The organism is Kaistia defluvii (assembly GCF_040548815.1).
GTDB classification, from domain to species: Bacteria; Pseudomonadota; Alphaproteobacteria; order Rhizobiales; family Kaistiaceae; genus Kaistia; species Kaistia defluvii_A.
Map to the genome: position 1 here is coordinate 1774839 of NZ_JBEPSM010000001.1, position 26853 is coordinate 1801691.

Consider the following 26853-nt stretch of genomic DNA (forward strand, 5'->3'; position numbering starts at 1 on the left):
CATGTCCTCCCCGCTCTACGACATTCCCGTCAACCGCATCGACGGCAGCCAGGCTTCGCTCGGCGACTATGCCGGGCGCGTCCTGCTCGTCGTCAACGTCGCCTCGAAATGCGGACTGACGCCGCAATATGACGGGCTGGAAGCGCTCTATCGGACCTACAAGGACAGGGGACTGACGGTCGTCGGCTTCCCGGCCAACAACTTCATGGGCCAGGAGCCGGGCACCAATGCAGAAATCCAGGACTTCTGCCGCCTGACCTATGGCGTCGACTTCCCGATGTTCGCCAAGATCTCGGTCAAGGGCGACGACCGCCACCCGCTCTATGACGCGCTGGCCGGCGACGAGGATATCTCGTGGAACTTCGAGAAGTTCCTGATCGGCCGCGATGGCAAGGTCGTCGCGCGTTTCGCGCCGAAGACGGAGCCGCAGGATCCGGCCGTCGTCGAAGCGATCGAGACGGAACTGGCGAAGGGCTGAAGGCAAAGGAAAGCCCGCCAAAGGGCGGGCTTGTTCTTCTTTCGGGACGTCGAGGGGCCGGCTTGCACCGGCCCCTTTGCTTGGCCTCGAAGGCGCTATGCCGCGTCGCCGTTATAGAGAATGCCGGCCTTGTAGACAAAGCCGGCCAGGGCCGCGCCGATGAACGGCGCCACGATGAACAGCCAGAGCTGCGACAGCGCCGCGCCGCCCGCGAACAGGGCCGGGCCGAGGCTGCGAGCCGGATTGACCGAAACGCCGGTGACGTTGATGCCGACGATGTGGATCATGACCAGCGTCAGGCCGATGGCGAGACCGGCGAAGTGGTGCGGCACCAGCTTGTGCGTGACGCCCAGAATGACGACCAGGAAGATGAAGGTCGCGACCACTTCGAAGATGAACGCCGAGATGACGTTGTATTCGCCGAGATAGCCGGAGCCCCAGCCATTGGTGCCCATGCCGCCCGTCCAGCCGGATGCCTTGCCCTGCATGATGATGAAGAGAACCAACGCGCCGACGATGGCGCCCGCAACCTGGGCGATCACGTAGGTGATGAAGTCGCTGACATTCATGCGCCCGGCGATGAGAGCGCCGAGGCTGACGGCGGGATTGACGTGGCAACCGGAGATCGGGCCGATCGCATAGGCCATCGCGACGATCGCCAGGCCGAAGGAAAAGGCAATACCCAGAACGCCGACCGTGCCGGCGCCGGCGATCGAGGGACCCGCGATAACGGCTGCACCGCAGCCGAACAGAACGAGTGTAAAAGTCCCGATGAACTCTGCGATGGCTTTTTGCATGTGTAATTTCCCCGAAAACAGCCGAATCACTGCTCGGGAAAGGTACGCCTGATCTTGAACTTGTAAAATAGTGCCGGTTTAACCAGCGCGCGCTTCTGCAAGCATTGTAGAGGCACCGAGGTGGAAATACATGCCGTCCGTGCCCAGCGCGATGAAATCGTAGCCGAGCGACCGGTAAAGACGGCCCTGCTCACCGGTGATGGCGAAGATGCCGACCAGCTTGCCAGCCCTGCGGGCGCGGGCCAGGACATCGGCGGCTGCGGCCTGGTTGTCCGGGCGCATCGGGTTGACGTCGGCGCCGTCCGAAAGGGCGATCGAGAGATCGGACGGGCCAATGAAGACCGCGTCGATGCCAGGCACCGCGAGAATGTCGTCGAGGGCGGCCAGCGCCGCACGGGTCTCGATCATCGCGAAGGTCAGCGTCTCGGCATTAGTATTGCGCAGGAAGGCGGCGCCGTCCGTGGCGCCGGCGAGCTGCATGGCGCGCACAGGGCCCCAGCTCCGTTCGCCAAGCGGCTGATACTTGGTCGCCGCCGCGAAGGCGCGCGCATCCTCGACCGAATTGATCATCGGCGCGATGATGGCGCTGGCGCCCATGTCGAGCGCACGGCTCGCCATGGCGAAATCCCCGACAGGAATCCGGACGATCGCGGGGACGCCGCCCAGGGCGATCGCGCCGATGCCCCTCATGATGCTGCCCGGATCATGCAGGCCATGCTGCATGTCGAGGGTCACGCAATCGAAGCCGGCGCGCGCCGCGCTTTCGGCGATCAGCGGCTCCGGACTGGCCAGCCACGCGGTGAGGCAGCTGCCGCGCGAACGGAGCACCGAAACAAGGGAAATCGACGCCATTTTTCGGTGCTCCGAAGGATCTGCGAAAGGCTTAGCCTTCGGACTTGATCTGCTCGACGGCCTGCGCGAGCAGTTCGTCCATGGTGCGGCGGATCTGGTGATCCGACTGCTGAACGCCGGCCGCGTCGAAATCGGCGCGGATCTTGCGGAACACGTCCTCGTCGCCGGCCTCCTCGAAATCGGCTGCGATCACGTCGGAGGCATAGGTTTCGGCGTCGACGCCGGACTTGCCCAGAAGCGCCGCGGCCCAGATGCCGAGCTGCTTGTTCCGCCGCGAGACGGCCTTGAACTGAAGCGCCGCATCAAGGGCAAAACGGTTCTCGAAAGCGTCCTTGCGCTGGTCGAACGTCGTCATTCGCAGTCTCTCCACTCGGTCAACTTGTTGGCCACGGCCATGATATGGGCCTTGCATATCTTCCTCGCCACCCCAAATCAACGACAGTACCGAAAGGGAACTCGTTGCTCGAAGGTGCTCAAAGCGCCGCATTTATCCGTCATTGTGAATTGGCGAGTGATCGAGTAGGTTCACGCCGCGCAGGCGACCCTTTTCAAGAGTCGCTTGCCTGAAGCTTCGCCGCGGCGAATCCCTTACATTGGAACCCCGGCTATATGGATTTCCTCAAACCACGGTATGTGCCCATGAACCGTCGTCGGCGCATCTATGAAGGCAAAGGCAAGATCCTTTTCGAAGGACCCGAGCCTGGGACGCTGATCCAGTTCTTCAAAGACGATGCGACTGCCTTCAACAACAAGAAGCATGAGGTTGTTGACGGAAAGGGCGTGTTGAACAACCGCATTTCCGAGCACATTTTCACGCATCTGAACCGGATGGGCATCCCGACGCATTTCATCCGTCGGTTGAACATGCGCGAGCAGCTGATCCGCGAAGTCGAGATCATCCCGCTCGAAATCGTCGTCCGCAACGTTGCGGCCGGCTCGCTTGCCAAGCGCCTTGGCCTCGAGGAAGGCACGGTTCTGCCCCGCTCGATCATCGAGTTCTACTACAAGGCAGACGCGCTCGACGACCCGATGGTCTCGGAAGAGCACATCACGGCATTCGGCTGGGCCACCCCGCAGGAAATCGACGACATCATGGCGCTTGCCATCCGCGTCAACGACTTCCTGTCCGGCCTCTTCCTGGGCGCCGGCATCCAGCTCGTCGATTTCAAGATCGAGTGCGGACGCCTCTGGGAAGCCGACATGATGCGGATCGTCGTCGCCGACGAGATCTCGCCCGATTCGTGCCGGCTCTGGGACGTTCAGACCCAGAACAAGCTCGACAAGGACCGCTTCCGCCGCGACATGGGCGGCCTCGTCGAGGCCTACCAGGAAGTCGCGCGCCGTCTCGGCATCCTGACCGAAGAGCAGGAGCGGCCGCAGGGCGGCGGGCCTGTCCTCGTTCAGTAGTCACCCGTTCATGGCAACGGCCGCCGCGAGGCGGCCGTTTGCATTTCTGGATCACCCCGACTTTCACTACCCCGACTTGGAGTTACCGATGAAGGCCCGCGTCACCGTCACCCTGAAGAACGGCGTTCTGGACCCCCAGGGTAAGGCAATCGAAGGCGCCCTCGGCGCGTTGGGCTTTGCCGGCGTCGGCAGCGTCCGCCAGGGCAAGGTGTTCGACATCGAGGTCGAAGCGACCGATGCCGCCAAGGCCAAGACCGAGCTCGAAGCCATGGCCGCCAAGCTTCTGGCCAATACGGTCATCGAGAACTATCGTGTGGAGATCGTGGACTGATCCCGAAGGCGGAGCATCCTCATGGCGGACGTGACCAACGAACTGATCTACGAGGTTCTGAAGTCGATCCGGAATGACGTCACGCGCATCGATCCCAAGACCGATGAGATAAGGGCCGAGCTTCAGGCCATGCGTGGGCACATGATTGCGCTCCAGACGGACCTCCACAACATCTACGTGACCCTCGATCGCCACGAAACACGGCTTGATCGCATCGAGCGGCGGCTGGAGCTCTCCTCCCCCGCCCTGCCCTGAGCAACTTTGATTTGGGATCGCCCATGAAATCCGCTGTCGTCGTCTTCCCCGGGTCCAATCGCGAGCGCGACATGGTCGCCGCGATCGAGAAGATCACCGGCCACCGGCCCGTCACCGTCTGGCACGGCGACCACGACCTGCCCAAGGTCGACCTGATCGTCATTCCCGGTGGCTTCTCCTATGGCGACTATCTGCGCTCCGGCGCGATCGCCGCGCGCGAGCCGATCATGGGCGCCATCGCCCGCGAAGCCGAACGCGGCGTCGCCGTGCTGGGCGTCTGCAACGGCTTCCAGATCCTGTGCGAAGCAGGCCTGCTGCCGGGCGTGCTGATGCGCAATGCCGGGCTCAAGTTCATCTGCAAGGAAGTCGAGCTGCGCGTCGAGACGACGGCGAGCCAGTTCACGCGCGGATATGCCAAGGGCCAGGTGATCCGTTCGCCGGTCGCGCATGGCGACGGCAACTACCGCACTGACGACGAGACGCTGGCCCGCCTGAAGGGCGAGGACCGCATCGCCTTCCGCTATGTCGCCAACCCGAACGGGTCGGTCGACGACATTGCGGGCGTCCTTTCGGAGAAGCGCAACATCCTCGGCATGATGCCGCATCCCGAAAACCTGATCGAGCCGCTGAATGGCGGCACCGACGGCCGGCCTCTGTTCGAAGCCGCGCTTTCCGCCGTCGCCTGACTTTCGCCCGACTGATCCCGACAGCCAAGATCCCGACCGCCCGCCGGTCCGCGACCCGATTGCCCCTGAGGTTTCCGTGCTCCAGAACGACACGCCGATCACGCCCGAACTCGTCGCCAGCCATGGCCTCAAGCCCGACGAATATCAGCGCATCCTCGATCTGATCGGCCGCGTGCCGACGCTCACCGAACTCGGCATCTTCTCGGCGATGTGGAACGAGCATTGTTCCTACAAATCGTCCAAGAAGTGGCTGCGCACCCTGCCGACGACCGGCCCGCGCGTGATCTGCGGCCCCGGCGAGAATGCCGGCGTGGTCGACATCGATGACGGCCAGGCGATCATCTTCAAGATGGAAAGCCACAACCACCCGTCCTTCATCGAGCCCTACCAGGGCGCGGCGACGGGGGTCGGCGGCATCCTTCGCGACGTCTTCACCATGGGCGCGCGCCCGGTCGCGGCGATGAACGCGCTGCGCTTCGGTTCGCCGGATCATCCGAAAACCCGCCACCTGGTTTCCGGCGTGGTCTCGGGCGTCGGCGGCTATGGCAATTCCTTCGGCGTGCCGACGGTCGGCGGCGAGGTGAATTTCCACGAGCGCTACAACGGCAACATCCTGGTCAACGCCTTTGCCGCCGGCCTCGCCGACGCGGACAAGATCTTCTATTCGAAGGCGGAAGGCGTCGGCCTCCCGGTCGTCTATCTCGGCTCGAAGACCGGCCGCGACGGCGTCGGCGGCGCGACCATGGCATCGGCCGAGTTCGACGAATCGATCGAGGAGAAGCGCCCGACCGTGCAGGTCGGCGACCCCTTCGGCGAGAAACTGCTGCTGGAAGCCTGCCTGGAGCTGATGAAGACCGGCGCGGTCATCGCCATCCAGGACATGGGCGCCGCCGGCCTCACCTGCTCGGCCGTCGAAATGGGCGCCAAGGGCGACCTCGGCATCGAGCTGGACCTCGACAAGGTCCCCTGCCGCGAAGCCAACATGACGGCCTACGAGATGATGCTCTCGGAGAGCCAGGAGCGCATGCTCATGGTGCTGCGCCCCGAGCAGGAGAAAGAAGCCGAGGCGATCTTCCACAAATGGGGCCTCGACTTCGCCATCGTCGGCTGGACCACGGACGATCTGCGCTTCCGCATCCTGCACAAGGGCGCGGTCGTCGCCGACCTGCCGATCAAGGAACTGGGCGACGAAGCGCCGGAATATGACCGCCCCTTCGTCCGCCGCCCGGTTCCCGCCGTTCTCAAGGCCGAGGACGTCGCCGAGCCGAACGATTATGCCGAGGCGCTGCTGAAGCTGGTCTCCGCCCCCGACATGGCCTCGCGCCGCTGGGTCTGGGAGCAGTATGACCACCTGATCCAGGGCAACACGGCGCAGAAGCCCGGCGGCGACGCCGCCGTCATCCGCGTCGAGGGCCACGACAAGAAGGGCCTCGCCTTCACGCTCGACGTGTCGCCGCGCTATTGCGAGGCGGATCCGTTCGAAGGTGGCAAGCAGGCGATCGCCGAATGCTGGCGCAACCTGTCGGCCGTCGGCGCCGAGCCGCTCGCCGCCACCGACAATCTCAATTTCGGCAATCCGGAAAAGCCCGAGATCATGGGCCAGCTGGTCGGCGCGATCGAGGGCATCGGCGCCGCCTGCCGCGCGCTCGACTTCCCGATCGTCTCCGGCAATGTCTCGCTCTACAACGAGACCAACGGCGTCGGCATCCTGCCGACCCCGGCGATTGGCGGCGTCGGCCTCCTGCCGGACATCGACGTGATGGCGACCGTCGCCTTCAAAAATGCCGGCGACGTCATCGTCCAGATCGGCCGCGACGGCCATCATCTCGGCCAGTCGGTCTATCTGCGCGAGATTCTCGGCCGTGAGGAAGGCGCCCCGCCGCCGGTCGACCTCGCCGAGGAACGCCGCGTCGGCGATTTCGTGCGCGGCATCATCCGCAGCCGTCTCGTCACCGCCTGCCACGACATTTCCGATGGCGGCCTGCTGGTTGCCCTCGCCGAAATGGCGATGGCGCGCGGCCTCGGCGCTTCGGTCAAAGTGCCGGAAAGCGCTGCGACGCCGCATGGCTTCCTGTTCGGCGAGGACCAGGCCCGCTACGTCGTCACCGTCGACCCGTCGGTGCTCGATGCGGTCACGGCAGCGGCGGCGGAAGCCGGTGTCGAGGCTCGGGTTCTGGGCACCGTCGGCGGCGAGGTGTTGGATGTCGCCGGCATCGCCACCATATCTGTTGCAAAGCTGAAGCAGGGCCATGAGAATTGGTTCCCTGAATTCATGGCCGCCGCCGAGTGATCGGCAGACCTACCCATACCGACGGCTGAGGGGATTGACTGATGGCAATGGACGCACGCGACATTGAGGCTCTGATCAAGGAGGCTCTCCCGGACGCGACGGTCACGATCCGCGATCTCGCGGGTGACGGTGACCATTATGCTGCCGAAGTTGTGTCCGAGGCTTTTCGCGGAAAAAACCGCGTGCAGCAGCACCAGATGATCTACGCTGCGCTCAAGGGAAACATGGGCGGCGTCCTCCACGCGCTCGCCCTGCAGACCAGCGCTCCGGATTGAGATCGGCCAGCGGCCGGCAAAAAGGAAATAGTTGAGATGAGCGATATCCACGCCCTTATCCAGAACGAAGTCAGCTCCAACGATGTCGTGCTCTTCCTGAAGGGCACCCCGGCGTTCCCGCAGTGCGGTTTCTCCGGCCAGGTCGTCCAGATCCTCGATTTCCTCGGCGTCGACTACAAGGGCATCAACGTGCTCGCCGACCCGGAAATCCGCCAGGGCATCAAGGACTTCTCCAACTGGCCGACCATTCCGCAGCTCTACGTCAAGGGCGAGTTCGTCGGCGGCTGCGACATCATCCGCGAGATGTTCCAGGCCGGCGAGATGCAGACCTTCCTGACGGAAAAGGGCATCACGGTCGCCAAGTCGGCCTGATCCCTCCTTTCCGCGACCCCATCGAAACCGCGCGTGACGCCGTCTCGCGCGGTTTTTCTTTGCGCAGCTTTCCGCTGCGACACCCCCGCGCCGGATTTCCCTAACCCAGATTGAAATAATCGCCCCTATCGCAAGGAGTTCGCGACGGAAGGAACGTTCTCCTGCGTTCAACGTTGATAAGTCATCGAATGGACCGTCTGTGTTGATGTTAACCGTGTGTCGATTCTGTCCGCGGTCCTTCACTCGACGTTTGAGGAGCGATCCAATGCTGACGAAGACAAAGAATTTTCTGAAAGCGGGCCTGATTGCCTCGGTTGTTGCTACGTCTTTCCTGGCTGTTCCGGCCACGGCGCAGGCACAGTCCGGCGTGCGGTCCGATGGATCCTTCCAGGTCGCGGATAACCGTGGCTGGAATGGTGGCAATGACTGGCGTCGCCATCGCGGCGGCAACTGGCGCGGCCACCACGGCTACCGCAACGGCCCCCGCTATTATGGCAACCGCGGCTATTACGGCAATCGCGGCTACTATTATCGCGACAATAACAATTGGGGCGGTGCGGCCGCCGCCGGCATCATCGGCCTGGCCGCCGGCGCCATGATCGCCAATTCGGCCAATCAGCCGCGCTATTACGCCGGCGACGACTATGTCTCGTATTGCTCGAGCCGCTATCGCTCGTTCAACCCGCGCACCGGCACCTATACCGGCTATGACGGCCTGCAGCATCGTTGCGTGATGCGCTGATCGGCAAGAAGACCTCAGGAAAGCGGCGCATTTTGCGCCGCTTTTTTTGTGAGCTGCGTTCAGGCGCTGGCGATGGGCAGGGTGAGGATGGCGGTGAGGCCGCCGGGCGGACCGGAACGAAGCGCCAGCGATCCGCCATAGAGTTCCGCCAACTCCCGCGTGATCGAAAGCCCGAAGCCATGGCCGGGCATCGCCTCGTCCAGCCGCCTTCCCGGCAGCAAGACATCCGGCAAGCGTTCCTCGGCCAATCCGACGCCATCATCCTCGATGCGAATGACGACGAACTGCCCTTCGGCAGTGGCTGCGAGCGAGACGCGAGAGCGGGCCCATTTGAACGCATTGTCGAGCAGATTGCCGAGCATCTCGTCGAGGTCCTGCATCTCGCAGGCGACGGCGAGCGTCCCGTCGCCGACGATCACCGCCTCGACGTTCCTGTCCGCATGGATCTTGCCCAGCACGGACGCGATCTCCCGGCAGCGCGCCAGCAGCGGCGTCGATACCCGCCCCGAAGCACCGAGCGCCCCCGCCCTGGCGCGGGCAAGGTGATGGCGTACACTCCCCTCGATGCGTTCGACCAGCGGCCTCATCGACCCCGTGGGGTCGGCGCCTGGTTCGTTCAGTTCCATGGCCAGCGTCGCCAGCGGGGTCTTCAGCCCATGCGCGAGATTGGCGACGTGCCGCCGGGCCGCCTCGAGCCCCTGCGCATTCTGGTCGATCAGCGCATTGAGTTCGTCCACCAGAGGCCGCAGTTCGTCCGGCTGGTCCGACGATACATGCTGCGCGCGGCCGGCGCGGATTTCGCGCAGGCTCGCCTGCAGATGCCGAAGCGGGCGCAGGCCCAATCGCACCTGCAGGAAGCTGGCGAGCAGCAACCCGACACCGATCGCGATCAGCGAGCCGACCAGCGGCACCAGTGCCTTCTTCATCGGCCCGAGCAACGCCTCTCGCGGGGCCGAGACGACAAGGGTGACGGTCTGGCCGGCGGCGGCCATTGTCCGCGTGCGCAGATGCAGGCTCTCGCCGGCGGGTCCCGTCCCCTCGGCCGGGCTGCCCCGACCCGAAAGAAGCTCGCGCCACTCAAAGCGGTGCGGCGGAACGTCGATGGAGCCGTTGCCGAGCGATTTCGATCGCAGGTCCACCCCATCGCCGCTCGCCTGCCAGTACCAGCCGGAGGCAAGCCGATCGAAGGGCGGGCCATCGACATCCACCGACAGGACCAGCTTCCCCTCGCTGTTTCGTTGCAGGGCATCGGCGACGACGACCATCTGGCTGTCCAGCCGCTGGTCCAGTTGGTCGGTCACGAATTGCTGCAGGATGAGGCTGATCAGGACGGCGGCGGCCACCAGCGCGAGGGTGACGAAGACGGCGGCGCCGGCCAGGAGCCGCCCGCTCAGCGAGGCCGGAAGAAGCCTCATGCCGATGCCGACTCGGCCGTCAGCCGATAGCCGCGGCCGCGATAAGTCTCGATCCGGTCATGGCCGATCTTTCGCCGCAGCCGCGCGATGATCACCTCCAGCGAGTTGGAATCGACCTCGGCATCGCCCTCATAGACGCGCTCGACGAGATCGGCGCGCTCGACCACCACCTCCTTGCGCAACATCAGGCAGGAGAGCACGCGCCATTCCAGCGCCGTCAGCTTCAGCGGCAGGCCGTCCAGCTCGAACGTGCCCACCTGCGCGTCGAAGACGAGCGGCCCGCAGACCAGCCGTGTTGCGGCATGGCCCTTGGAGCGGCGCACCAGCGCGCGCAGCCGCATTACCAGTTCCTCGAGCTTGAAGGGCTTGGTCAGATAGTCGTCGGCGCCGGCCTTGAAGCCCTCGACCTTTTCCGACCAGCCGTCGCGGGCCGTCAGGATCAACACGGGGACGCCGCGCTCCTCGGCGCGCCAGGCCTTGAGCACGGATATTCCGTCGACCTTGGGCAAACCCAGATCGAGGATGACGACATCGAAGAGTTCGGTGGCGCCGAGATGCTGGCCGTCCTCGCCATTGCTCGCCACGTCGACCGCGAAATTCTCGGCCCGAAGCGCGCCTGCGATCCGCTCGGCGAGGAGCTTGTCATCTTCGACGAGAAGGACGCGCATGTCTTGGCTTGGCTCCGATTGCGAGATCCATCGCTAGTCTCCCGAGCTTAACTCAACCTGAACGGTCCGGTTCAGGCGGGATTGGGCGGCCCTTCGCTAGAAAAGGGCATGTCGCAACCAAAGGAGATCGCGATGTCCTCGGATAGCACTGTCACCCCTTCTCATGAGCCGAACGCGCCGAAGCCGGGCGATGCCCGATTGACCCGCGCCCCACACGGCGCTTCGACCCGCTACGCGGCGATGACGCTGGGCGTTCTGGGAATCCTGGCCGTCGGCATCATCGCCGGCGCCGGTGCCGTCAGCCTGACGCGCCCCTCGCCGGAGATGGCGCCGACGACCCCGGTCGCCATCGCCTCCATGCCGACCAGCGGCCTGGTAACGGTCAAGGGCCAGGTCGCCGAGATCTACGGCAACAAGTTCGTCCTGCAGGATTCGAGCGGCCGCGCCCTGGTCGAGACGGGCCGCGCCGGCGAAGGCGGAAAGCTCGTCGCCAAGGACGAGCCGGTCACCGTCCAGGGGCGCTTCGACGATGGCTTCCTGCGCGCCAGCTTCGTCGTGCACGCCGATGGACGCGCCGAGGCGATCGGCCCCGTCGGCCCGCCGCCGCCCCCGCATGGCGGGCCGCGCGCCTGGTTCAAACCCTGATCGAAAAGTGCGCAACGCCGCATGGAAGCGGCGCTGCGGATATGGCACAAGCTTGCGGGAGACGGCAGAAGCCGCCTCCCGCCAACCGTTCCCCGCCAAGCACGAGACCTGACCATGGGTGCGCCTGTCGCCATCTGGAGCATTGCCGCCATCGCTCTCGGGGGCGTCCTGGTACGTCCCTGGAACCTGCCGGAGGCAATCTGGGCGTTTGGCGGCGCTGCCCTGCTGGTACTGCTCGGGCTGATGCCGCTCTCGGCTGCGCTGGAAGGCATCGGCCGCGGCAGCGACGTCTATCTCTTCCTGATCGGCATGATGCTTCTGGCCGAGCTGGCGCGGAAGGAAGGGCTGTTCGACTGGCTGGCGACGCTGGCGGTCCGCCACGCGCGCGGCTCGGGCACGCGCCTGTTCTGGCTGATCTATGTCGTCGGCATCGTCGTCACGGTGTTCCTGTCGAACGACGCCACCGCCGTGGTGCTGACGCCGGCCGTCTATGCCGCAGCCCGCGCCGCCGACGCCGAGCCGCTGCCCTATTTGTTCATCTGCGCCTTCATCGCCAATGCCGCGAGCTTCGTGCTGCCAATCTCCAACCCGGCCAACCTGGTGATCTTCGGCAGCCAGATGCCGCCGCTGACCACCTGGCTCGCAACCTTCACCCTGCCCTCGATCGCGGCGATCGGCCTGACCTATCTGATGCTGCGGCTGACGCTGCGCCGGTCCATCCCGGACCGGCTGAGGACCGACATCCCGCCCGTCGTCCTGACCTTCGGCGGCAAGCTTGCGGCCGGCGGCATCGCCGCGACGGCGCTGTTACTGCTGGTCGCCTCCGCGCTCGACTGGCAGCTCGGCCTGCCGACCTTCATCGCGGGAACGCTGACCGCCGCCGGGATCCTGCTCGGCAGCCGGCAATCCCCCTGGCCGGTGCTGCGGGACATTTCCTGGGGCGTGCTGCCGCTGGTGGCCGGGCTGTTCGTGCTGGTCGAGGCGCTGCAGTTGACCGGAGTCATCGACGCGCTGGCGCGTCTGGCCCAGCAATCGGCGGCGCAATCGATCGGCTGGGCGGCGACGGGCGCCGGCATCATCGTCGCCATCGCCAGCAATCTGCTCAACAACCTGCCGACCGGCCTGATCGCCGGCGCGACCATCGAGGCGGCGCAGCTGCCGCATTCGGTCACCAGCGCGGTACTGGTCGGCGTCGATCTCGGACCCAACCTGTCGATCACCGGCTCGCTGGCGACGATCCTCTGGTTGGTCGCGCTGCGGCGAGAGGGTCAGCGCGTCGGCGCCTGGACCTTCCTGAAGCTCGGCATCCTCGTCATGCCGCCGGCCCTGATCGGCGCGCTGCTGGCGCTCTGGCTGATGACGGCATAAGCGGGCGCGGCCTTCGCCTACCGCTTGCCGACCAGGCTTTCGAAGTCGAACAGGTTGCGGTCGAGCAGGTGGGACGGATTCGCCTTGCCGAGCGCGCGCAGCATGATCTCCTTGCGACCGGGCGTCTGCTTTTCCCAGTCCGCCAGCATCTGCTTGACGACATTGCGCTGCAGGCCCTCCTGCGAACCGCAGAGGTCGCAGGGAATGATCGGAAACTGCATCGCCGTGGCGAAGCGGGCAATGTCATCCTCAGCCGCATAGGCGAGCGGCCGCAGCACCAGCCGGTCGCCCTCCTCGTTCAGCAGCTTCGGCGGCATGGAGGCGAGCTTGCCGCCATGGAAGAGGTTCAGGAAGAACGTCTCGAGTATGTCCTCGCGGTGATGGCCGAGCACCACGGCCTGGCACCCCTCCTCCCGCGCGATCCGGTAGAGATGGCCGCGCCGCAGCCTGGAGCAGAGCGCGCAATAGGTCTTGCCGGGCTCGATCTTCGAGGTGACGATCGAATAGGTGTCCTGCCGCTCGATCCGGTGCGGCACGCCGAGTTTGGTCAGGTAATTGGGCAGGATCTCGGCCGGAAAGCCCGGCTGCGCCTGGTCAAGATTGCAGGCGAGCAGGTCGACCGGCAGCATGCCCCGCCATTTCAGATCGAGCAGCAGCGCCAGCAGCGTGTAGCTATCCTTGCCGCCGGAGAGGCAGACCAGCCAGCGGTCGCCCGGCCGCACCATGGCGAAATCGTCCAGCGCCTGCCGCACCTGCCGGATCAGCCGCTTGCGCAGCTTGCCGAACTCGACGCTATCCGGCCCCTTGCGGAACATCGGATGGCACGCGTCGCTGCTCTCCGCCTCCAGCGGGTCCGAGGCCGCGATGCGGCGGGCGATGTCGAGCAGTTCGGTCATGGTGTGTGGGTTCCGGCTGTTGCCGCCTTGATGCCGCTTCGCGAGCCGCCCGGCAAGCCCAAACGCCCGCGACCCTATCGCCGGCGGGTGAGATTGACGATGACGACGCCGCCGATCGCCATGGCGCCACCGAGCAGGCTGGTGGGCGAGGGCACTTCGCCCAGCCACAGATAGCCGATCAGCGTCGCGGTCGGCGCGATGCAATAGAGGAAGTTGGAGGCGCGCGAGGCCGGGAAGCGCTTCAGCGCGATCGCCCAGGTCAGGTAGCCGACGACGGTGGGCAGCACGACGAGATAGGCGATCGACCAGAGGACGGCAGGGGGCGCCAGTTTCAGCGCGGCCAGCGTGTCGGGGATCGCCGGGGTTAACGGAAGGCTACCAAGAAGGAGCACCCAGGCGGTGACAGCCAGCGCCGGCATGCGCCCAAGCATGGGCTTCTGCAGGATGGTCGAGACCGAAGTGCAAAGCGCTGCGCCGAGGATCAGCAGCGCTCCGACATTCAGCCCGAGCCCGTCGCCGCTGCCATAGGCGATCAGCCCAACGCCCAGGAACGACACCAGCGTGCCGACCCAGCCGCCAAGCCCGAAGCGCTCTCCGAGCAACGGCATGGCGATCAGCGCCACGATGATCGGATTGATCTGGATGATGAACGAGGCCGGACCCGCCGCGATCGTCTGCTCGCCGGTGTTGAGCAGCACCGCATAGGCGGCAATGAACAGCACGCCGATGACGATCAGACGCAGGAAATCCCGAAGCGAAGGCAGCGGCGGACGGGCGATGAGCAGATAGAGACCGGCCGGAACGGCGGCGGCGAGATAGCGCGCGGCGGCCAGCTCGACCGGCGTCAGCGCGGTGAGACCGACGCGGATGGCCGCGAAGGCCGATGCCCAGCCGATGATCGTCGTGGCAATGGCCGCAAAGCCGACGAGATCGCCCCCGCGCCGCTTCTCGATCCCGATTTCGGTCATGTCGCACCCTTTTGGCCGGATGTTTCCTTGATACGCCGCCCACCCGCCAATCCGAAGGTCGAAAATGCCGGCAAAGGCGGCGAAAAAGAAAAGGCCGCCCGAAGGCGGCCTTTTCCAGAACTCGATAACGCTGACGGATCAGCGCGAATAGAATTCGACGACCAGGTTCGGTTCCATGTGAACCGGATACGGCACGTCGGCCAGAGCCGGCACGCGCGAGAACTTGGCGCTCATCTTGTGATGATCGACTTCGATGTAGTCGGGAACGTCACGCTCGGCGAGCTGGGTCGCCTCGAGGACGATCGTCAGCTGACGCGAAGCTTCCTTGACCTCGATCACATCGCCGACCTTCGCCTGGAAGGACGGAATGTTGACGCGGCGGCCGTTGACCTTGATGTGACCGTGCGAGATGAACTGGCGCGCGGCGAACACGGTCGGGACGAACTTGGCGCGATAGACGATCGCGTCCAGACGGCACTCGAGGAGGCCGATCAGGTTCTCCGACGAATCGCCCTTGCGACGGGTCGCATCGGCATAGATCTTCCGGAACTGCTTCTCGGAGATGTTGCCGTAGTAGCCCTTGAGCTTCTGCTTGGCGCGAAGCTGGGTACCGTAATCGGAAACCTTGCCCTTGCGGCGCTGGCCATGCTGGCCGGGGCCGTATTCGCGCTTGTTGACCGGAGACTTGGGACGACCCCAGAGGTTTTCGCCAAGACGGCGGTCAATCTTATGTTTAGACGAAGCACGCTTCGACATCGCATATCCCTTGGATACGAGTTACAGGGACACGTGCCCTCCTCTGCCGGTCTTTTGGGCCGGCCGACAGGAAACGAAGAGCGTTTCCGCGGGTGCGTGAAATACCACGCCGGCCCGAACGAGCCGACGCGATGGGCCGGGGTGTAGAGGAGAAGCCCGGATGAGTCAAATGCCGGAGACGGTTCGCCGCCTCAGGTAGCCGACATCAGCAAGCCGCCCTCAACCCGCAGCGCCGCGCCATTCGTGGCCGCCCCGAGCGGGCTCGCGACATAGGCGACCAGCGCGGCGATCTCCTTGGGATCGATCATTCGCTGCAGCAGCGACGACGACCGATACTGCCGGAAGAATTCCTTCTCGAGTTCCGCCTCGCTGCCGGGATTGCCCGGGAAGACGGAACGCAGGAAATCGCCAATTCCGGCCGAACGCGTCGGCCCCGGCAGCACGGAATTGACCGTCACCGCCGTGCCCTTGGTCAGTTCGGCCAGGCCGCGCGCCACGGAAAGCTGCGCCGTCTTGGTCATGCCGTAGTGGATCATGTCCGGCGGCACCTGCAGCGCCGATTCGCTGGAGACGAAGATGATGCGGCCCCAGTTGCGCTCCAGCATGGCTGGGAAATAGTGCCGCGCCAGCCGGATGCCGGAGAGCACGTTGACGTCGAAGAAGCGCAGCCAGTCCGCGTCGGTGATCTCGGCGAAGGGCTTCACTTCGTAGATGCCGAGATTGTTGACGAGAATGTCGACCGAGGGCACGGCACTGGTCAGCGCGGCAGCGCCTTCGGCCGTGGCGGGATCTGCGACAATGCCGCGCGCCGCGCCAATCTCCTGAACGGTCCTCTCTACCGACTCAGCCGAACGGCCGATGACGATGACGGCCGCGCCTTCCTCGGCCAGGGTCCTGGCAATCGCCAGCCCGATGCCGCCGGTAGAGCCGGTCACCAGAGCCGTCTTGTTCGACAGTTGAAGGTCCATTGCGATCTCCTGATGGTTGCGGCCACGCCGCGTCTAGAAGCTAGTGAAAGGCTTGAGAGTGAGCGAGTCCGGCCCTTCAGGCCGGAACGCGACGGATGTCCGCTTCCCACTCGGTCAGCATCTCCATGATCTCGATCGAGTCCGCCGGCCTCGGCGACGGCCGGTCCGCGATCTTCGAACCGGCGGCAAGGCTGCGCTCGACCATGCGGACCTGATGCAGGAAAGCGTCCGCATCGCTTTCGACCTGGATTTCCTCGACCGTTCCATCGAAGCCGGTGAAGAGCAGCCGGCTGGTGCCGGCCTGCGGCAGCCAGGGATTGTCGAGGAAGCGCAGGCTGCCTTTGTCGCCGACGACGATGAATTCCGGATGCATGCCATAGGTCTCGGCAGTCTGGACGGTCGCCAGAATGCCGTTGCCGAAGCGAACCGCCAGCGCCGCCTCGCTCACATTGCCGTCATGGGCGGAGATCGAGCCGGTGCCGGTCTGGCGCCGGTCCCGGAAAGCGCCCTCGCCGGCGACGGTCTGCACCACGAGTTGCAGCAGCGAGACCGGATAGCAGCCGAGATTGTACAGCGTGCCCCGCCCTTGCGGATTGACGACCTGCCAGATGTCGGCCGCGTAGCTGGCGTGGATCGACTTCACGGTCCCAAGCCTGCCATCCCGAAGGATATCGACGAAACGTGCGATCAGCGGATGGGCGAGATACATCAGTCCCTCGACGAAGAAGACGTCGTTCACCGCCACCGCATCGACCAGCGCGCGGCTCTTCTCCATGTCGATCGAGAGCGACTTTTCGCTGAGGACCGCCTTGCCGGCCGCCGCCGCCTCGGCGACGAAGCCGTGATGCAGATGGTTCGGCAGGCCGACATAGACGATGTCGACGGCGGGATCGGCAAACAGTTCGGCGGCATAGCCATAGGCGCGGTTCCCGCCGAAGCGGGCGCGGAATTCTTCGGTGCGGGCGACGTCGCGCCCGGCAACGGCGGCAAGCCGAGACCCCGGGCTCTCGCCGATCGCCGCCGCGACGGTATCGGAGATGAACCCCGTGCCCAGAATGCCCCAACCGATCATCGCCACGTCCCTTGCCTGCCTGCCGTGCGCTCAGCGTCGCACAGAGGCCGCGAAAAGGGACACAGATTTATGTACCGATCAATACAAAAATTTTCGCGCCGCGACCTTCCCGATCCGGGCGCGGCTTCCCACATGGGAGTCCACATTTGCCCCACCGGACCGATCCATGCCCCAGCCATCCCCCATTCCGCTCTCCGTCCTCGACCTCGCGCCGGTTCGCCAGAACGGGACCGTCACCGCGGCGCTGAACAACTCGCTCGATCTCGCGCGCCATGTCGAAGGGCTCGGATACAATCGCTTCTGGGTGGCCGAGCACCATAACATGCCGGGCATCGCCAGTTCGGCAACGTCGGTGCTGATCGGCTATCTCGCCGGCGGCACGTCGACGATCCGCGTCGGGTCCGGCGGCGTGATGCTGCCCAACCACGCGCCGCTCGTCATTGCCGAGCAGTTCGGCACGCTGGAAGCGCTCTATCCCGGCCGCATCGATCTTGGTCTCGGCCGCGCGCCGGGTAGCGACCCGATGACGATGCGGGCGCTCCGCCGCGACATGACGGACGACGACAACGCGTTTCCGCAGAATGTGCAGGAACTCCTGGCGCTGCTCGCGCCCGCCGCCGAGGGCCAGAAGTTGCGGGCCGTTCCTGGCGAAGGCTCCAACGTGCCTGTCTGGCTGCTCGGATCCTCGACCTTCAGCGCCCAGCTCGCCGCGCTGCTCGGCCTGCCCTTCTCCTTCGCCAGCCATTTCGCGCCGCAGCGGCTGATGGAGGCGCTGGAGACCTACCGCCACTTCTTCCGCCCCTCCGAATATCTGGAGAAGCCCTATGTGATGGTCGGGCTGCCGGTGATCGCGGCCGAAACCGACGAGGAAGCGAATTACCAGGTGACGACGCAGTACCAGCGCCTGGTCAATCTCGTGCGCGGCCAGCCGACGGTACTGATGCCGCCGGTCGACAGCATGGAAGGCCGCTGGGAGCCGCGCGAAGAAGCCTATGTCCGCTCACACCTCGGTGTGGCGATCATCGGCGGCCCGGAAACGGTGAAGCAGAAGCTCGCGGCCGTGATCGAGCAGACCGGGGCAGACGAGTTGATCGTCACGACGGATTTCTACGATCCGGCCGACCGCAAGCGTTCCTTCGAGATCCTGATGGACGCCCATCGCGGCTGAGCGACCGGGCGCGGCAGGCCCGCGCCCGTTTCAGTCTAGGACGGCGCCGGTCAGGCCGAACTGCGACAGCAGGCGCAATTGGGCAGGCGCCCAGGCCTTGCCGGAGGTGAGGAAGGCCTGACCCTCCGCCATCGGGACGTCCGACGGCTCGGCCGTCAACGACAGGACCGACAGAACCCGGCGCGCGATCGCCTCGGCCGGGTCGATCCAGGTGACCGGCCAGGGCGCCACGGCTTCCAGCCGGTCGATCAGGAAGGGATAATGCGTGCAGGCGAGCACGATCGTGTCGGTTCGCCTGCCCTCGACCTCGATAAAGGCCGGCTCGATCTCGGTGCGAAGGGCGGCATCGTCGACGGCATCGCCGCGCATCACCGCTTCCGCCAGCGGCGCCAGCTCCGACGAGCCAACCAGCCGAACATGACAATCCCGAGCAAAGCTGCGGATCAGTTCGCGCGTATAGTCCCGCTTCATCGTGCCCGGCGTTGCCAGCACGCCGACGACATGGCTGCCGGAACGCTCGGCCGCCGGCTTGATCGCGGGCACCGTGCCGATGAAGGGAATCGCATGCAGCGCCCGCAGCGGCGGCAAGACGAGCGTCGAGGCCGTGTTGCAGGCAATCACCACCGCATCCGGCCGGAAGCGCTCGATCAACCGGCCCATCAGCGCGACGATATGATCGGAAAGCGGACCGGCCTCCCAGTCGCCATAGGGAAAGGCGGCATCGTCCGCGACATAGGTGATATCGGCGGACGGCAATGGGCGCCGGATCTCGCGCAGAACCGAGAGGCCGCCAATGCCCGAATCGAAGACCAGCAGCCTGGCGGTCAATCCTCGGCCTCGCGGCTCGTGGTTTCCGTGCCATCGGCGCGACGGCGCGGCCGGGTAGGCCGGTTTTCCAGCGCGGCGACGACGCCGCGCAGCGTGCGGATATCGGCCTCGGTGAACTGCGCCTTCTGCAGCATGGCGCGAAGGGTCTGCACGACGACGGGTCGCTTCTCGAGCGGGCGGAAGAAGGTGACCGCGTCGAGCGCGCCTTCCAGATGCTCGAACAGGCCGATCAGCTCCTGCTTGGTCGCCGGCCGGCTATCGTTCGGCGTGGTGAAGCGAAGCCCCGCCTCCTCCGTCTCGAGCCCGCTGCGCCGCCATTCATAGGCGAGGATCAGCACGGCTTGGGCGATGTTGAGCGAGGCGAATTGCGGGTCGATCGGCAGCGTCACGATCTCGTCGGCCAGCGAGATCTCCTCATTGGTGAGACCGATGCGCTCGCGCCCGAACAGAATGCCGGTCTTCACGCCGCCGGCCATATGCCCGCGCATGATGCCGGCGGCGGCGGCGGGGCCGCGAACCGTCTTGGCAAGCTCGCGCGAGCGGGCCGTGGTCGCAACGAGATAGCCGAGATCGGCGACAGCTTCCTCCACCGTCTGGAACAGGCGGATGCGATCGAAGACATGGTCGGCCCGGCTGGCGGCGCGGCGCGCGCTCTCGCTCGGCCAGCCGTCGCGCGGATTGACGATGCGGAGGTCACGCAGACCGAAATTCGCCATGGCGCGGGCGGCCGTGCCGATGTTCTCGCCAAGCTGCGGTTCGACGAGAATGACGGCGGGCCCGTCGACGAGAAGTTCAGAAGCGACCATTGCGTCCGTGCATCATGTTGATTTCGCCCTCTCCTAGCCCATAGAGAGCTCTCACGCTATATTTGCACTGCGCAAAGCAGGTTGCAGGGCTCTACCGAGTCGCAACCTTGGCAACACGGACGGTTCATGGGGAGGACGCGAAAATGGCCGCAGATCTGACAGCCGGTAAGAGCTTCTCGACAAGCGTTCGAGAAAAGTGGGGCTGGTTCCTGTTTCTCGGCATCGTGTTCGTGATTGGCGGCATTTGCGCCATCGCGATGCCGCTGATCTCCAGCGTCACCGTCACGATCTTCCTCGCCGTCGTCCTGGTCATCGCCGGCGCGGTCCAGATCTTCCAGTCCTTCAGCGTCCAGGGCTGGGGCGGCTTCCTGTGGCAGCTGGTTGTCGGCATCGTCGTGCTGATCGGCGGCATCGCGATCTACATGTCGCCCGTCGTCGGCAGCGTCGCGCTCACCCTGATCATCGCTTCCGTCTTCATGGCCAAGGGCATCTTCCAGATCGCCCTGTCGATGCGCGTCCGGCCGATGGATGGCTGGGGCTGGATCCTTGCCGCCGGCATCATCGCCTTCCTGGCCGGCCTGTTCATACTGCTGCAGTATCCGTTCTCGGGCCTTTGGGTCCCCGGCACGCTGGCGGGCATCTCGCTGCTCTTCACGGGCTGGAGCTACATCGCGCTGGCCCTGGCCGCGCGACGCATCATTGCATGAACGAGACCGAGTGGCGCCGGGCCTACGGCGTGAGCGGCAGCGAAAAGCTGCCGCTCGTTACGATCATCGCGATCAACTGGAACTACGCCGCCTATCTGCTGACGGCGCTCCGATCCGCGGTGGCGCAAGACTACCCGGCGCTGGAAATCATCGTCCTCGACAATGGCTCCGAAGACGACAGCCCGGCCCTGATCAGGACCTTCGTCGAGCAGCATCCGCAGGTACGCTTCATCCAACTGGCGCAGAACATCGGCCAACTCGGCGCCGCGCACCACATTTTGACGCAGCATCCCGTCTCCGGCGATTACGCGTCCTTCCTCGACACCGACGATTTCCTGTTTCCGCATTTCATCAGCCACCACATTCGCGCGCATCTGCTGCTGAATATCGGCGCCGACGTGTCGACGGGTGACACGCTGCAGGTCGACCGACACGGCACGATTGTCGCCGGCAACATGCCGCATTGGTGGAAGGAACTGGGCGTGGACCGGCCGGGCTGGGTCGACACCGCGGTCACAACGCAGCAGGACGCGCCACAACGGCTCTCCGTGACTCTAATCCCGCCGACACAGCGGCGCTGGTGCTGGTATCCGGGAACCTCCATCGTCTACCGCCGGCCGAAGATCGAACGCCTGATGCGGGCGATCCGCGATCCGATCGAGGTCAAGTTCGCGCTCGACGCCTCCGCGGCCCCCTTCTGTCACACGGAAGGCGGGAGCATCATGCTGAACGAGCCGCTATCCGGCTATCGGATCCACGGCAGGAATTCGAGCGTGACCGCGCCCCAATTGCAGCATTTCGATTCCGGGCGCGCTTCGTTCGAGAAGGGCAACAAGCGGCAGGAACGCTGGTTCCGCAAGAACTTCCGGAAGCAACGGAGGGCATGACGGTCGCCTTGCTGTGGGAGGGCCGATCCGCACTCGACACGATCGCTCTGGATGGGAAACGCCATGGATAGATCCAATTTCTCCATCCAGGATCATGGGGAGGCGACCTTGGCCGACCCCGGCGCCATCCGGCTGCCTCTGGTCTCCTTCGTGCTCACGCGCCAGCCCGGCGACGATTTCGCCCGGGTCATCGAAGCGATGCGGATGCAGACCTATCCCCGCTTCGAAGCCATTCTCGTAGACGCCGGCGCCACCGCCTCCAGTCGCACAACCCTTGAGCACCTGATCGACGGTGATCCGCGCTTCAAGACGGTGTCCGTTGATACGGATCCGGGGCCGTTCGGCCGGGCGTCTCTTGGCCTTGCGGCTGCCGAGGGAGAGTTCGTCACCTTTCTTGATGCGACGGAGCTTCCCGTGCCGAGCTTCACCGCCGTCCATATCCAGGCTCATCTCGCGAGCCGCCATAACATCGCCTTCACCGCCTCATCGATCTCAATGGACGAACCGGCACGCGGCGGTTTGCCACACGCGTCCCTGGCGTCCGGGTCAGCCGCTGCGTGGCTGCAGCCGGCAACGCCGGTCCTGCGGCTTTCCTGCCTCGACGACGACGTCTTCGCGGATCTCGCCTCGCGCACCACGCTGCTCGAGCCGGCAAGGCTGGGCTGGTCGGCCTCTCCCGACGCGGCCCAGATGTATCGGCGCTTCATCATCGATCTGCTGGATCCAGGCGCCGGCGCGTCGACGGAACAGCCATCCTCGCCTACCGCGCTATATGCGCCCCTCTGCCAGTTGCTTGGCGGGTCGGCCGGGATCGGGATGCCGCTTTCGAGACGGTTGCCAGGTGCCGTTCCCGAGCCAACCGACGAGGGCGTGGCCGGGGGAACCGTCGCCGACGACCGGCTCAGGCTCCGGGTCTGGGCCGCCAATGGTTCGGACTTCGCCCGCCGCATCGGCGCGCAACGCTATTGGGACGGCTTGACCCTGTTGCTTGGCGGCCTGCCGCCGGGATCCGGCGAAGTGCCAAGCCCCTCACAAATCGCGGAGCGTACCGACGGCCTGCTGCCGTTGCTCGTCCGCGCCTTTGGTGAGAGGCGGGCCATTCACCGATTGGACAGCCAACTGCCTCGCCCCGCCGTGCTGGCGATCCTCCGGAAGCACCACGGAGCCGGCCTGCCGCTGCGTGTGCACTTCGCGCTTCACACCACGGTCCTGCGACAGATGAACGAGAGGCTCCGCCAGCATCTTCGCGCCCGCAAGGCGAAGCGCCGCCAAAGCTAGCAAGGGGGCAGATCTCGCGCGCGCTGAGGCCTTCCCTGTCGCAGGACGCCCCGGAAGAATCTGGCGCGTGGGGATCCGCACCCCACCGCAGCAAGACATGTCACGGCAATTACACTGGACCAATCGAACCCGCTCGATTCGCCGCGCGAAGCGGCGCGAATACATCCTGTCCTCTGCTGAATCGACATCGTCGTAGCGTCCCATGCAGTCTACCGACACCGATATGCTTTCCAGTGTTGTGATCCTGCCTCAGCGGCAGCCTTTTCAACGGCTATTTTGGACGAATTCCAAACCAGTCATTGCGCACCGACGAGCATGTTAATACCAGTACAACTCATTCGCAGGTTTGGCCGTGGCAAGCTCATGAGGCCGAGGCAAACCGATCAATCGAACGGGGATGAGCACCTCGAAAGGGCGCAATTCGAGTCATGTTGGACCGCTTGGACCATTCCGGATCATCGGAACTGCCAGCATCGAGCCGCGCCAACCTCGGCGAGGAGCTGACGATTGGCGGCGTCGCGACATCCCGGCTGGCAGCTTTCGGAGACGTACAGCTTCCCAAAGTGTCCTTCATCGTCCGCAACTGGAATTACGGCCGGTACATTGGCCGCACGATCGATTCCATCCGCGCCCAGGACTATCCGAACTTCGAAGTCGTGATCGTCGACAACGCCTCGACGGATGAGAGCCACGAGGTCATCGAAAAGCACGTCGCAGCGGACCCGCGCTTTCGCGTCATCCATTCCGACGTCAATCTCGGCCCCCTGGGAGGCGCCCTGCGCGGCCTGGAACTGGCGACCGGCGACTTCGTCACGTTCGTCGACTCCGACGACACGCTGCTGTCGAACTTTGCCTCGGTGCATATCCAGGCGCATCTGGCGAGCCGGCTCAATGTGGTCTTTACGTCCAGTTCCACCCTGGAGACGGGACCGGATGGCGCGATCGTCAACGGACGGCGCAATACCGCTGGCACACGACCAGAAGTGACATCCGTCGGGCTGCGCCCGGCCGAGATCGTGCCTCGCCTTCGCTCGATCGACGACGAAACCTACGAAGTCCTCCACCGGAACACGCGCCTGCTTCAGCCCGTGCCGATGGAGTGGCCATGGTCCCCCGGCACGGCGAACATGTACCGCCGCTTCATCCTCACCATGCTCGCGCCGGCGTGCCAAGCGTGCGACCTCCCGAAGCTCTCGGCGGACGGGCACTATAACCGTCTCGCCCATCTTCTCGGCGGCTCGATGGTCATCGATCTTCCGCTTTCGACCTACCGCATCCATGGCAGCAATTTCGCGGCCTCGACGCCGAGTCTCGCCCATCTGGGCAGCGACGCTGGCCCGGCAACGCAATACAAATCCATCCGCATGCGGGAGGGCGTCCGGGTTCTCGTCGCCAACGCAGCCGACTTCTCGGTACGGATCGGCGAAAAGCGGTACTGGAACGCGCTGGCGGCCCTGTTCCAGTGGGGCGGCCTCGCGACGGCGCGCGACCTCGCAGACTGGAACCGCGACCAGTTCTTCAACGAGCAGGTCCGGCAGCTTGCCGCAACATTCGGGGAACGCCGGGCCATTCGCAAGCTGGCGACATTCATTCCAAAACCCTTGCTGCGAGAGGGCGTCGAAGCGCTTCATGGCGGCAAATGGCCGGTCCATGCGCATATCGAACTGCATCTGAGCGCGCCGCGTCGCCTGCACGCCCGGATCAAGCGTGCCATCGGCAAACGACGCCGGATGCTGCCGTCGCACGTCTCCTGACGCAGCCCCGCCGACGCTTTCGAATCCCCGCGCCGCGGCAACATTCTCCTGCCCGCGCGCCTTTGCGCGTTTTGAGTGCGATGCTATAGGGGAGCCCGCACCATCCTCGGCGCTGCCTTGCCGCCCGCGGCCTCCTTCCGCCGGCAAGCCGAGCCGTCCAACCCCGAAGCGAGGTTCTCATCCATGGCGAAGATCAAGGTAGCCAATCCCGTCGTTGAGCTCGACGGCGACGAGATGACCCGGATCATCTGGCAGAACATCAAGGACAAGCTGATCCACCCCTACCTCGATCTCGACCTCCAGTATTTCGACCTGGGCATCGAGCATCGCGACGCCACCAACGACAAGGTGACGGTCGAGGCCGCCGAGGCGATCAAGAAGGTCGGCGTCGGCGTCAAGTGCGCCACCATCACGCCGGACGAAGCCCGCGTGAAGGAATTCAACCTCAAGGAAATGTGGAAGTCGCCGAACGGCACCATCCGCAACATCCTCGGCGGCGTGATCTTCCGCGAGCCGATCATCTGCCAGAACGTGCCCCGCCTGGTGCCCGGCTGGACCCAGCCGATCATCGTCGGCCGTCATGCCTTTGGCGACCAGTACAAGGCGACCGACTTTCTCGTCCCCGGCAAGGGCCGCATGACGATCAAGTTCGAGGGCGAAGACGGCACCGTCATCGAGAAGGAAGTCTTCAAGTTCCCGGGCGCGGGCGTCGCCATGGCGATGTACAACCTCGACGAATCGATCCGCGAGTTCGCCCGCGCCTCCCTGAACTACGGCCTGATGCGCAAGTATCCGGTTTATCTCTCGACCAAGAACACCATCCTCAAGGCCTATGACGGCCGCTTCAAGGATCTGTTCCAGGAAGTGTTCGACGCCGAATTCACCGCCGCCTTCAAGGCAGCCGGCATCACCTACGAGCATCGCCTGATCGACGACATGGTCGCCTCCGCCCTGAAGTGGTCCGGCGGCTATGTGTGGGCGTGCAAGAACTATGACGGCGACGTCCAGTCCGACACGGTCGCACAGGGCTTCGGCTCGCTCGGCCTGATGACCTCCGTGCTGCTGACGCCCGACGGCAAGACCGTCGAAGCCGAAGCCGCCCACGGCACCGTGACGCGCCACTATCGCCAGCACCAGCAGGGCAAGGAGACGTCGACCAACTCGATCGCGTCGATCTTCGCCTGGACCCGCGGCCTCGCCCATCGCGCCAAGCTCGACGACAACGCCGAACTGGCGAAGTTCGCGCTGACGCTCGAGAAGGTCTGCGTCGATACGGTCGAAGCCGGCGACATGACCAAGGATCTGGCGCTGCTCGTTGGCCCGGACCAGAAGTGGCTGTCGACGACGGGCTTCCTCGACAAGGTCAGCGAAAACCTGACCAAGGCGATGGCATAAGCCTCACCCGTCTTAATTGACACAGGAAACGGCGCGGGCTCATCCCGCGCCGTTTTCGTTTTCTGTCATCGCGCCGCCTCGCCCCAACTCCCACTGCGCTGGCAGCCCCATCCAGTCTCCGGCAGGCCCGCCAAGCGCCTCCCCACCGGTCAGGATTCCGATTACGGAAAGGGAAAATGCATTTGAAGCTATACAGTAAATACTATCGATAATTTGTCAGTATTTATGGATTAAGTCACGGCCAATAATCATATTGTTGCATCGCAACAAATACACAGACTCGGACCTTCTTGGGAAATACACCCAACAGTCGGTTGACCCCGCCGGATAAGTTTTCATAGGATCAATAGAGAGGCGCGAGGGAGCGCATTTCACAGACAGAGGGAGAAGCTGTCTTTGATCATCGGGTCGAATTCCCACTACCTTTCGTGCGACGAATGAGACGGTCGCTGGTACGGCGAAGCGCGAAGCCTCTGGCTGTTGGCGGGGCGATCGACCGTATGTGTGCCGCAACGCCCCCTCGCCCTCTAGTTGGCCACTTCGGCCGCGCTCCGGCGCACTCGGCCTCGTGAGGGACATAGCGGGCGCAAAGGGCGACAGGCGCCGGGAGCCTTGCAGGCCCCCTTTCCGGCGGCATCCGCAGGTCCGTCACAGGGCGTGACCGCCCTCCTATGCGGAGCCAACGTGTCCTGAGGGGCGCACGGAGCCGGCGCCCGGGACCAAGGCGGGCTTCGAACCATCCCCGCCCAAATTCAGCCCAAGGCGGCACAACCATAAAATTCCGGGAGG

The 26853-nt window shown here is 65.0% G+C and carries 29 protein-coding genes; 17 read left to right on the forward strand and 12 right to left on the reverse strand.

Annotated features, from left to right (window positions below):
• Position 1 precedes the first annotated feature (1 nt).
• Positions 2 to 478 (forward strand): glutathione peroxidase, encoded by a 477-nt coding sequence (locus ABIE08_RS08430; protein WP_354550224.1) that lies wholly within the window; start codon positions 2 to 4, stop codon positions 476 to 478.
• A gap of 95 nt (positions 479 to 573) precedes the next feature.
• On the opposite strand, the gene ABIE08_RS08435 is transcribed toward ABIE08_RS08430, so the two are convergent.
• From ABIE08_RS08435 to ABIE08_RS08445, 3 genes are all read right to left on the reverse strand, one after another.
• On the reverse strand, positions 574 to 1275 hold the full coding sequence (locus ABIE08_RS08435; protein ID WP_354550226.1) for an MIP family channel protein: 702 nt from the start codon (positions 1273 to 1275) through the stop codon (positions 574 to 576).
• 78 nt (positions 1276 to 1353) lie between these two features.
• Positions 1354 to 2127, reverse strand: a complete 774-nt coding sequence (locus ABIE08_RS08440) for an HpcH/HpaI aldolase family protein (RefSeq protein ID WP_354550228.1) — start codon at positions 2125 to 2127, stop codon at positions 1354 to 1356.
• Positions 2128 to 2158: 31 nt separating this feature from the next.
• Positions 2159 to 2482 (reverse strand): DUF1476 domain-containing protein, encoded by a 324-nt coding sequence (locus ABIE08_RS08445; RefSeq protein WP_354550230.1) that lies wholly within the window; start codon positions 2480 to 2482, stop codon positions 2159 to 2161.
• A gap of 284 nt (positions 2483 to 2766) precedes the next feature.
• Between ABIE08_RS08445 and purC the strand changes: the two genes are divergently transcribed.
• From purC to ABIE08_RS08485, 8 genes are all read left to right on the forward strand, one after another.
• Positions 2767 to 3534 carry a phosphoribosylaminoimidazolesuccinocarboxamide synthase gene (gene purC / locus ABIE08_RS08450; RefSeq protein ID WP_018185113.1) on the forward strand — a complete coding sequence of 256 codons (768 nt, stop codon included), beginning with the start codon at positions 2767 to 2769 and terminating at the stop codon, positions 3532 to 3534.
• A gap of 88 nt (positions 3535 to 3622) precedes the next feature.
• A complete protein-coding gene (gene purS / locus ABIE08_RS08455) occupies positions 3623 to 3865 on the forward strand; it encodes a phosphoribosylformylglycinamidine synthase subunit PurS (RefSeq protein ID WP_354550232.1) in 243 nt (80 codons plus the stop codon).
• A 21-nt stretch (positions 3866 to 3886) separates the two neighbouring features.
• Positions 3887 to 4120: a hypothetical protein gene (locus ABIE08_RS08460; protein WP_354550234.1), complete on the forward strand. Its 234-nt coding sequence runs from the start codon at positions 3887 to 3889 to the stop codon at positions 4118 to 4120.
• 23 nt (positions 4121 to 4143) lie between these two features.
• Positions 4144 to 4806 (forward strand): phosphoribosylformylglycinamidine synthase subunit PurQ, encoded by a 663-nt coding sequence (gene purQ, locus ABIE08_RS08465; protein WP_266329442.1) that lies wholly within the window; start codon positions 4144 to 4146, stop codon positions 4804 to 4806.
• Positions 4807 to 4882: 76 nt separating this feature from the next.
• On the forward strand, positions 4883 to 7096 hold the full coding sequence (gene purL, locus ABIE08_RS08470) for a phosphoribosylformylglycinamidine synthase subunit PurL (protein ID WP_354550236.1): 2214 nt from the start codon (positions 4883 to 4885) through the stop codon (positions 7094 to 7096).
• 41 nt (positions 7097 to 7137) lie between these two features.
• The gene (locus tag ABIE08_RS08475; RefSeq protein WP_266329444.1) at positions 7138 to 7371 is read left to right on the forward strand and encodes a BolA family protein; all 234 of its coding nucleotides are present in this window, start codon (positions 7138 to 7140) and stop codon (positions 7369 to 7371) included.
• Between the two features lie 36 nt (positions 7372 to 7407).
• The gene (grxD, locus tag ABIE08_RS08480; protein WP_266329445.1) at positions 7408 to 7743 is read left to right on the forward strand and encodes a Grx4 family monothiol glutaredoxin; all 336 of its coding nucleotides are present in this window, start codon (positions 7408 to 7410) and stop codon (positions 7741 to 7743) included.
• 265 nt (positions 7744 to 8008) lie between these two features.
• Entirely contained in the window at positions 8009 to 8485 is a 477-nt protein-coding gene (locus tag ABIE08_RS08485) for a BA14K family protein (protein ID WP_354550239.1), read from the forward strand.
• 59 nt (positions 8486 to 8544) lie between these two features.
• On the opposite strand, the gene ABIE08_RS08490 is transcribed toward ABIE08_RS08485, so the two are convergent.
• Positions 8545 to 9900: a sensor histidine kinase gene (locus ABIE08_RS08490; RefSeq protein WP_354550241.1), complete on the reverse strand. Its 1356-nt coding sequence runs from the start codon at positions 9898 to 9900 to the stop codon at positions 8545 to 8547.
• The gene (locus ABIE08_RS08495) at positions 9897 to 10568 is read right to left on the reverse strand and encodes a response regulator transcription factor (protein ID WP_354550243.1); all 672 of its coding nucleotides are present in this window, start codon (positions 10566 to 10568) and stop codon (positions 9897 to 9899) included. The genes ABIE08_RS08490 and ABIE08_RS08495 overlap by 4 nt, the downstream gene beginning before the upstream one ends.
• 132 nt (positions 10569 to 10700) lie before the next feature.
• Here ABIE08_RS08495 and ABIE08_RS08500 point away from each other — a divergent pair, with 132 nt between their 5' ends.
• Both ABIE08_RS08500 and ABIE08_RS08505 read left to right on the forward strand, forming a co-directional pair.
• Positions 10701 to 11213 carry a hypothetical protein gene (locus ABIE08_RS08500; RefSeq protein WP_354550245.1) on the forward strand — a complete coding sequence of 171 codons (513 nt, stop codon included), beginning with the start codon at positions 10701 to 10703 and terminating at the stop codon, positions 11211 to 11213.
• 114 nt (positions 11214 to 11327) lie between these two features.
• Positions 11328 to 12581: an arsenic transporter gene (locus ABIE08_RS08505; protein WP_354550247.1), complete on the forward strand. Its 1254-nt coding sequence runs from the start codon at positions 11328 to 11330 to the stop codon at positions 12579 to 12581.
• A gap of 17 nt (positions 12582 to 12598) precedes the next feature.
• On the opposite strand, the gene ttcA is transcribed toward ABIE08_RS08505, so the two are convergent.
• The 5 genes from ttcA to ABIE08_RS08530 form a co-directional block, all read right to left on the reverse strand.
• Positions 12599 to 13396, reverse strand: coding sequence for a tRNA 2-thiocytidine(32) synthetase TtcA (gene ttcA / locus ABIE08_RS08510; protein WP_354551631.1), 798 nt, complete (start codon positions 13394 to 13396; stop codon positions 12599 to 12601).
• A 155-nt stretch (positions 13397 to 13551) separates the two neighbouring features.
• Positions 13552 to 14445, reverse strand: a complete 894-nt coding sequence (locus tag ABIE08_RS08515; RefSeq protein WP_354550249.1) for a DMT family transporter — start codon at positions 14443 to 14445, stop codon at positions 13552 to 13554.
• A 138-nt stretch (positions 14446 to 14583) separates the two neighbouring features.
• Positions 14584 to 15201: a 30S ribosomal protein S4 gene (rpsD, locus tag ABIE08_RS08520; protein WP_266329449.1), complete on the reverse strand. Its 618-nt coding sequence runs from the start codon at positions 15199 to 15201 to the stop codon at positions 14584 to 14586.
• Between the two features lie 191 nt (positions 15202 to 15392).
• A complete protein-coding gene (locus ABIE08_RS08525; RefSeq protein ID WP_354550250.1) occupies positions 15393 to 16169 on the reverse strand; it encodes an SDR family NAD(P)-dependent oxidoreductase in 777 nt (258 codons plus the stop codon).
• Positions 16170 to 16245: 76 nt separating this feature from the next.
• Complete coding sequence (locus ABIE08_RS08530) at positions 16246 to 17241, reverse strand: Gfo/Idh/MocA family protein (RefSeq protein ID WP_354551633.1); 996 nt, start codon at positions 17239 to 17241, stop codon at positions 16246 to 16248.
• Positions 17242 to 17407: 166 nt separating this feature from the next.
• Between ABIE08_RS08530 and ABIE08_RS08535 the strand changes: the two genes are divergently transcribed.
• Positions 17408 to 18409, forward strand: a complete 1002-nt coding sequence (locus ABIE08_RS08535) for an LLM class flavin-dependent oxidoreductase (protein ID WP_354550252.1) — start codon at positions 17408 to 17410, stop codon at positions 18407 to 18409.
• A 30-nt stretch (positions 18410 to 18439) separates the two neighbouring features.
• Here ABIE08_RS08535 and murI read toward each other — a convergent pair whose 3' ends face one another.
• Both murI and ABIE08_RS08545 read right to left on the reverse strand, forming a co-directional pair.
• The gene (gene murI, locus ABIE08_RS08540; RefSeq protein ID WP_354550254.1) at positions 18440 to 19237 is read right to left on the reverse strand and encodes a glutamate racemase; all 798 of its coding nucleotides are present in this window, start codon (positions 19235 to 19237) and stop codon (positions 18440 to 18442) included.
• A complete protein-coding gene (locus tag ABIE08_RS08545) occupies positions 19234 to 20043 on the reverse strand; it encodes an RNA methyltransferase (protein WP_354550256.1) in 810 nt (269 codons plus the stop codon). The genes murI and ABIE08_RS08545 overlap by 4 nt, the downstream gene beginning before the upstream one ends.
• Before the next feature lie 143 nt (positions 20044 to 20186).
• Between ABIE08_RS08545 and ABIE08_RS08550 the strand changes: the two genes are divergently transcribed.
• The 5 genes from ABIE08_RS08550 to ABIE08_RS08570 all read left to right on the forward strand — a co-directional run bounded on the left by ABIE08_RS08550 (position 20187) and on the right by ABIE08_RS08570 (position 26064).
• Positions 20187 to 20750 (forward strand): HdeD family acid-resistance protein, encoded by a 564-nt coding sequence (locus ABIE08_RS08550; RefSeq protein WP_354550258.1) that lies wholly within the window; start codon positions 20187 to 20189, stop codon positions 20748 to 20750.
• Entirely contained in the window at positions 20747 to 21637 is an 891-nt protein-coding gene (locus tag ABIE08_RS08555; protein ID WP_354550259.1) for a glycosyltransferase family 2 protein, read from the forward strand. The genes ABIE08_RS08550 and ABIE08_RS08555 overlap by 4 nt, the downstream gene beginning before the upstream one ends.
• Before the next feature lie 108 nt (positions 21638 to 21745).
• Positions 21746 to 22915, forward strand: a complete 1170-nt coding sequence (locus tag ABIE08_RS08560; protein WP_354550261.1) for a glycosyltransferase family 2 protein — start codon at positions 21746 to 21748, stop codon at positions 22913 to 22915.
• A gap of 428 nt (positions 22916 to 23343) precedes the next feature.
• Positions 23344 to 24669, forward strand: a complete 1326-nt coding sequence (locus ABIE08_RS08565) for a glycosyltransferase family 2 protein (protein WP_354550263.1) — start codon at positions 23344 to 23346, stop codon at positions 24667 to 24669.
• 183 nt (positions 24670 to 24852) lie between these two features.
• Entirely contained in the window at positions 24853 to 26064 is a 1212-nt protein-coding gene (locus tag ABIE08_RS08570) for an NADP-dependent isocitrate dehydrogenase (protein ID WP_354550265.1), read from the forward strand.
• Positions 26065 to 26853 lie beyond the last annotated feature (789 nt).

Bases quoted from the DNA above. Each gene is read 5' to 3' on its own strand.
- ABIE08_RS08545 (WP_354550256.1), bottom strand. From the start codon at position 20,043: ATGGTCGCTTCTGAACTTCTCGTCGACGGGCCCGCCGTCATTCTCGTC.
- ABIE08_RS08565 (WP_354550263.1), top strand. From the start codon at position 23,344: ATGTTGGACCGCTTGGACCATTCCGGATCATCGGAACTGCCAGCATCG.
- ABIE08_RS08460 (WP_354550234.1), top strand. From the start codon at position 3,887: ATGGCGGACGTGACCAACGAACTGATCTACGAGGTTCTGAAGTCGATC.
- ABIE08_RS08535 (WP_354550252.1), top strand. From the start codon at position 17,408: ATGCCCCAGCCATCCCCCATTCCGCTCTCCGTCCTCGACCTCGCGCCG.
- ABIE08_RS08475 (WP_266329444.1), top strand. From the start codon at position 7,138: ATGGCAATGGACGCACGCGACATTGAGGCTCTGATCAAGGAGGCTCTC.
- ttcA (WP_354551631.1), bottom strand. From the start codon at position 13,396: ATGTTCCGCAAGGGGCCGGATAGCGTCGAGTTCGGCAAGCTGCGCAAG.
- ABIE08_RS08555 (WP_354550259.1), top strand. From the start codon at position 20,747: ATGAACGAGACCGAGTGGCGCCGGGCCTACGGCGTGAGCGGCAGCGAA.
- grxD (WP_266329445.1), top strand. From the start codon at position 7,408: ATGAGCGATATCCACGCCCTTATCCAGAACGAAGTCAGCTCCAACGAT.
- ABIE08_RS08485 (WP_354550239.1), top strand. From the start codon at position 8,009: ATGCTGACGAAGACAAAGAATTTTCTGAAAGCGGGCCTGATTGCCTCG.
- purQ (WP_266329442.1), top strand. From the start codon at position 4,144: ATGAAATCCGCTGTCGTCGTCTTCCCCGGGTCCAATCGCGAGCGCGAC.
- ABIE08_RS08430 (WP_354550224.1), top strand. From the start codon at position 2: ATGTCCTCCCCGCTCTACGACATTCCCGTCAACCGCATCGACGGCAGC.
- rpsD (WP_266329449.1), bottom strand. From the start codon at position 15,201: ATGTCGAAGCGTGCTTCGTCTAAACATAAGATTGACCGCCGTCTTGGC.
- purS (WP_354550232.1), top strand. From the start codon at position 3,623: ATGAAGGCCCGCGTCACCGTCACCCTGAAGAACGGCGTTCTGGACCCC.
- ABIE08_RS08440 (WP_354550228.1), bottom strand. From the start codon at position 2,127: ATGGCGTCGATTTCCCTTGTTTCGGTGCTCCGTTCGCGCGGCAGCTGC.
- ABIE08_RS08525 (WP_354550250.1), bottom strand. From the start codon at position 16,169: ATGGACCTTCAACTGTCGAACAAGACGGCTCTGGTGACCGGCTCTACC.
- ABIE08_RS08515 (WP_354550249.1), bottom strand. From the start codon at position 14,445: ATGACCGAAATCGGGATCGAGAAGCGGCGCGGGGGCGATCTCGTCGGC.
- ABIE08_RS08445 (WP_354550230.1), bottom strand. From the start codon at position 2,482: ATGACGACGTTCGACCAGCGCAAGGACGCTTTCGAGAACCGTTTTGCC.
- ABIE08_RS08570 (WP_354550265.1), top strand. From the start codon at position 24,853: ATGGCGAAGATCAAGGTAGCCAATCCCGTCGTTGAGCTCGACGGCGAC.
- ABIE08_RS08505 (WP_354550247.1), top strand. From the start codon at position 11,328: ATGGGTGCGCCTGTCGCCATCTGGAGCATTGCCGCCATCGCTCTCGGG.
- ABIE08_RS08550 (WP_354550258.1), top strand. From the start codon at position 20,187: ATGGCCGCAGATCTGACAGCCGGTAAGAGCTTCTCGACAAGCGTTCGA.
- ABIE08_RS08490 (WP_354550241.1), bottom strand. From the start codon at position 9,900: ATGAGGCTTCTTCCGGCCTCGCTGAGCGGGCGGCTCCTGGCCGGCGCC.
- ABIE08_RS08435 (WP_354550226.1), bottom strand. From the start codon at position 1,275: ATGCAAAAAGCCATCGCAGAGTTCATCGGGACTTTTACACTCGTTCTG.
- ABIE08_RS08500 (WP_354550245.1), top strand. From the start codon at position 10,701: ATGTCCTCGGATAGCACTGTCACCCCTTCTCATGAGCCGAACGCGCCG.
- ABIE08_RS08495 (WP_354550243.1), bottom strand. From the start codon at position 10,568: ATGCGCGTCCTTCTCGTCGAAGATGACAAGCTCCTCGCCGAGCGGATC.
- ABIE08_RS08530 (WP_354551633.1), bottom strand. From the start codon at position 17,241: ATGATCGGTTGGGGCATTCTGGGCACGGGGTTCATCTCCGATACCGTC.
- purC (WP_018185113.1), top strand. From the start codon at position 2,767: ATGAACCGTCGTCGGCGCATCTATGAAGGCAAAGGCAAGATCCTTTTC.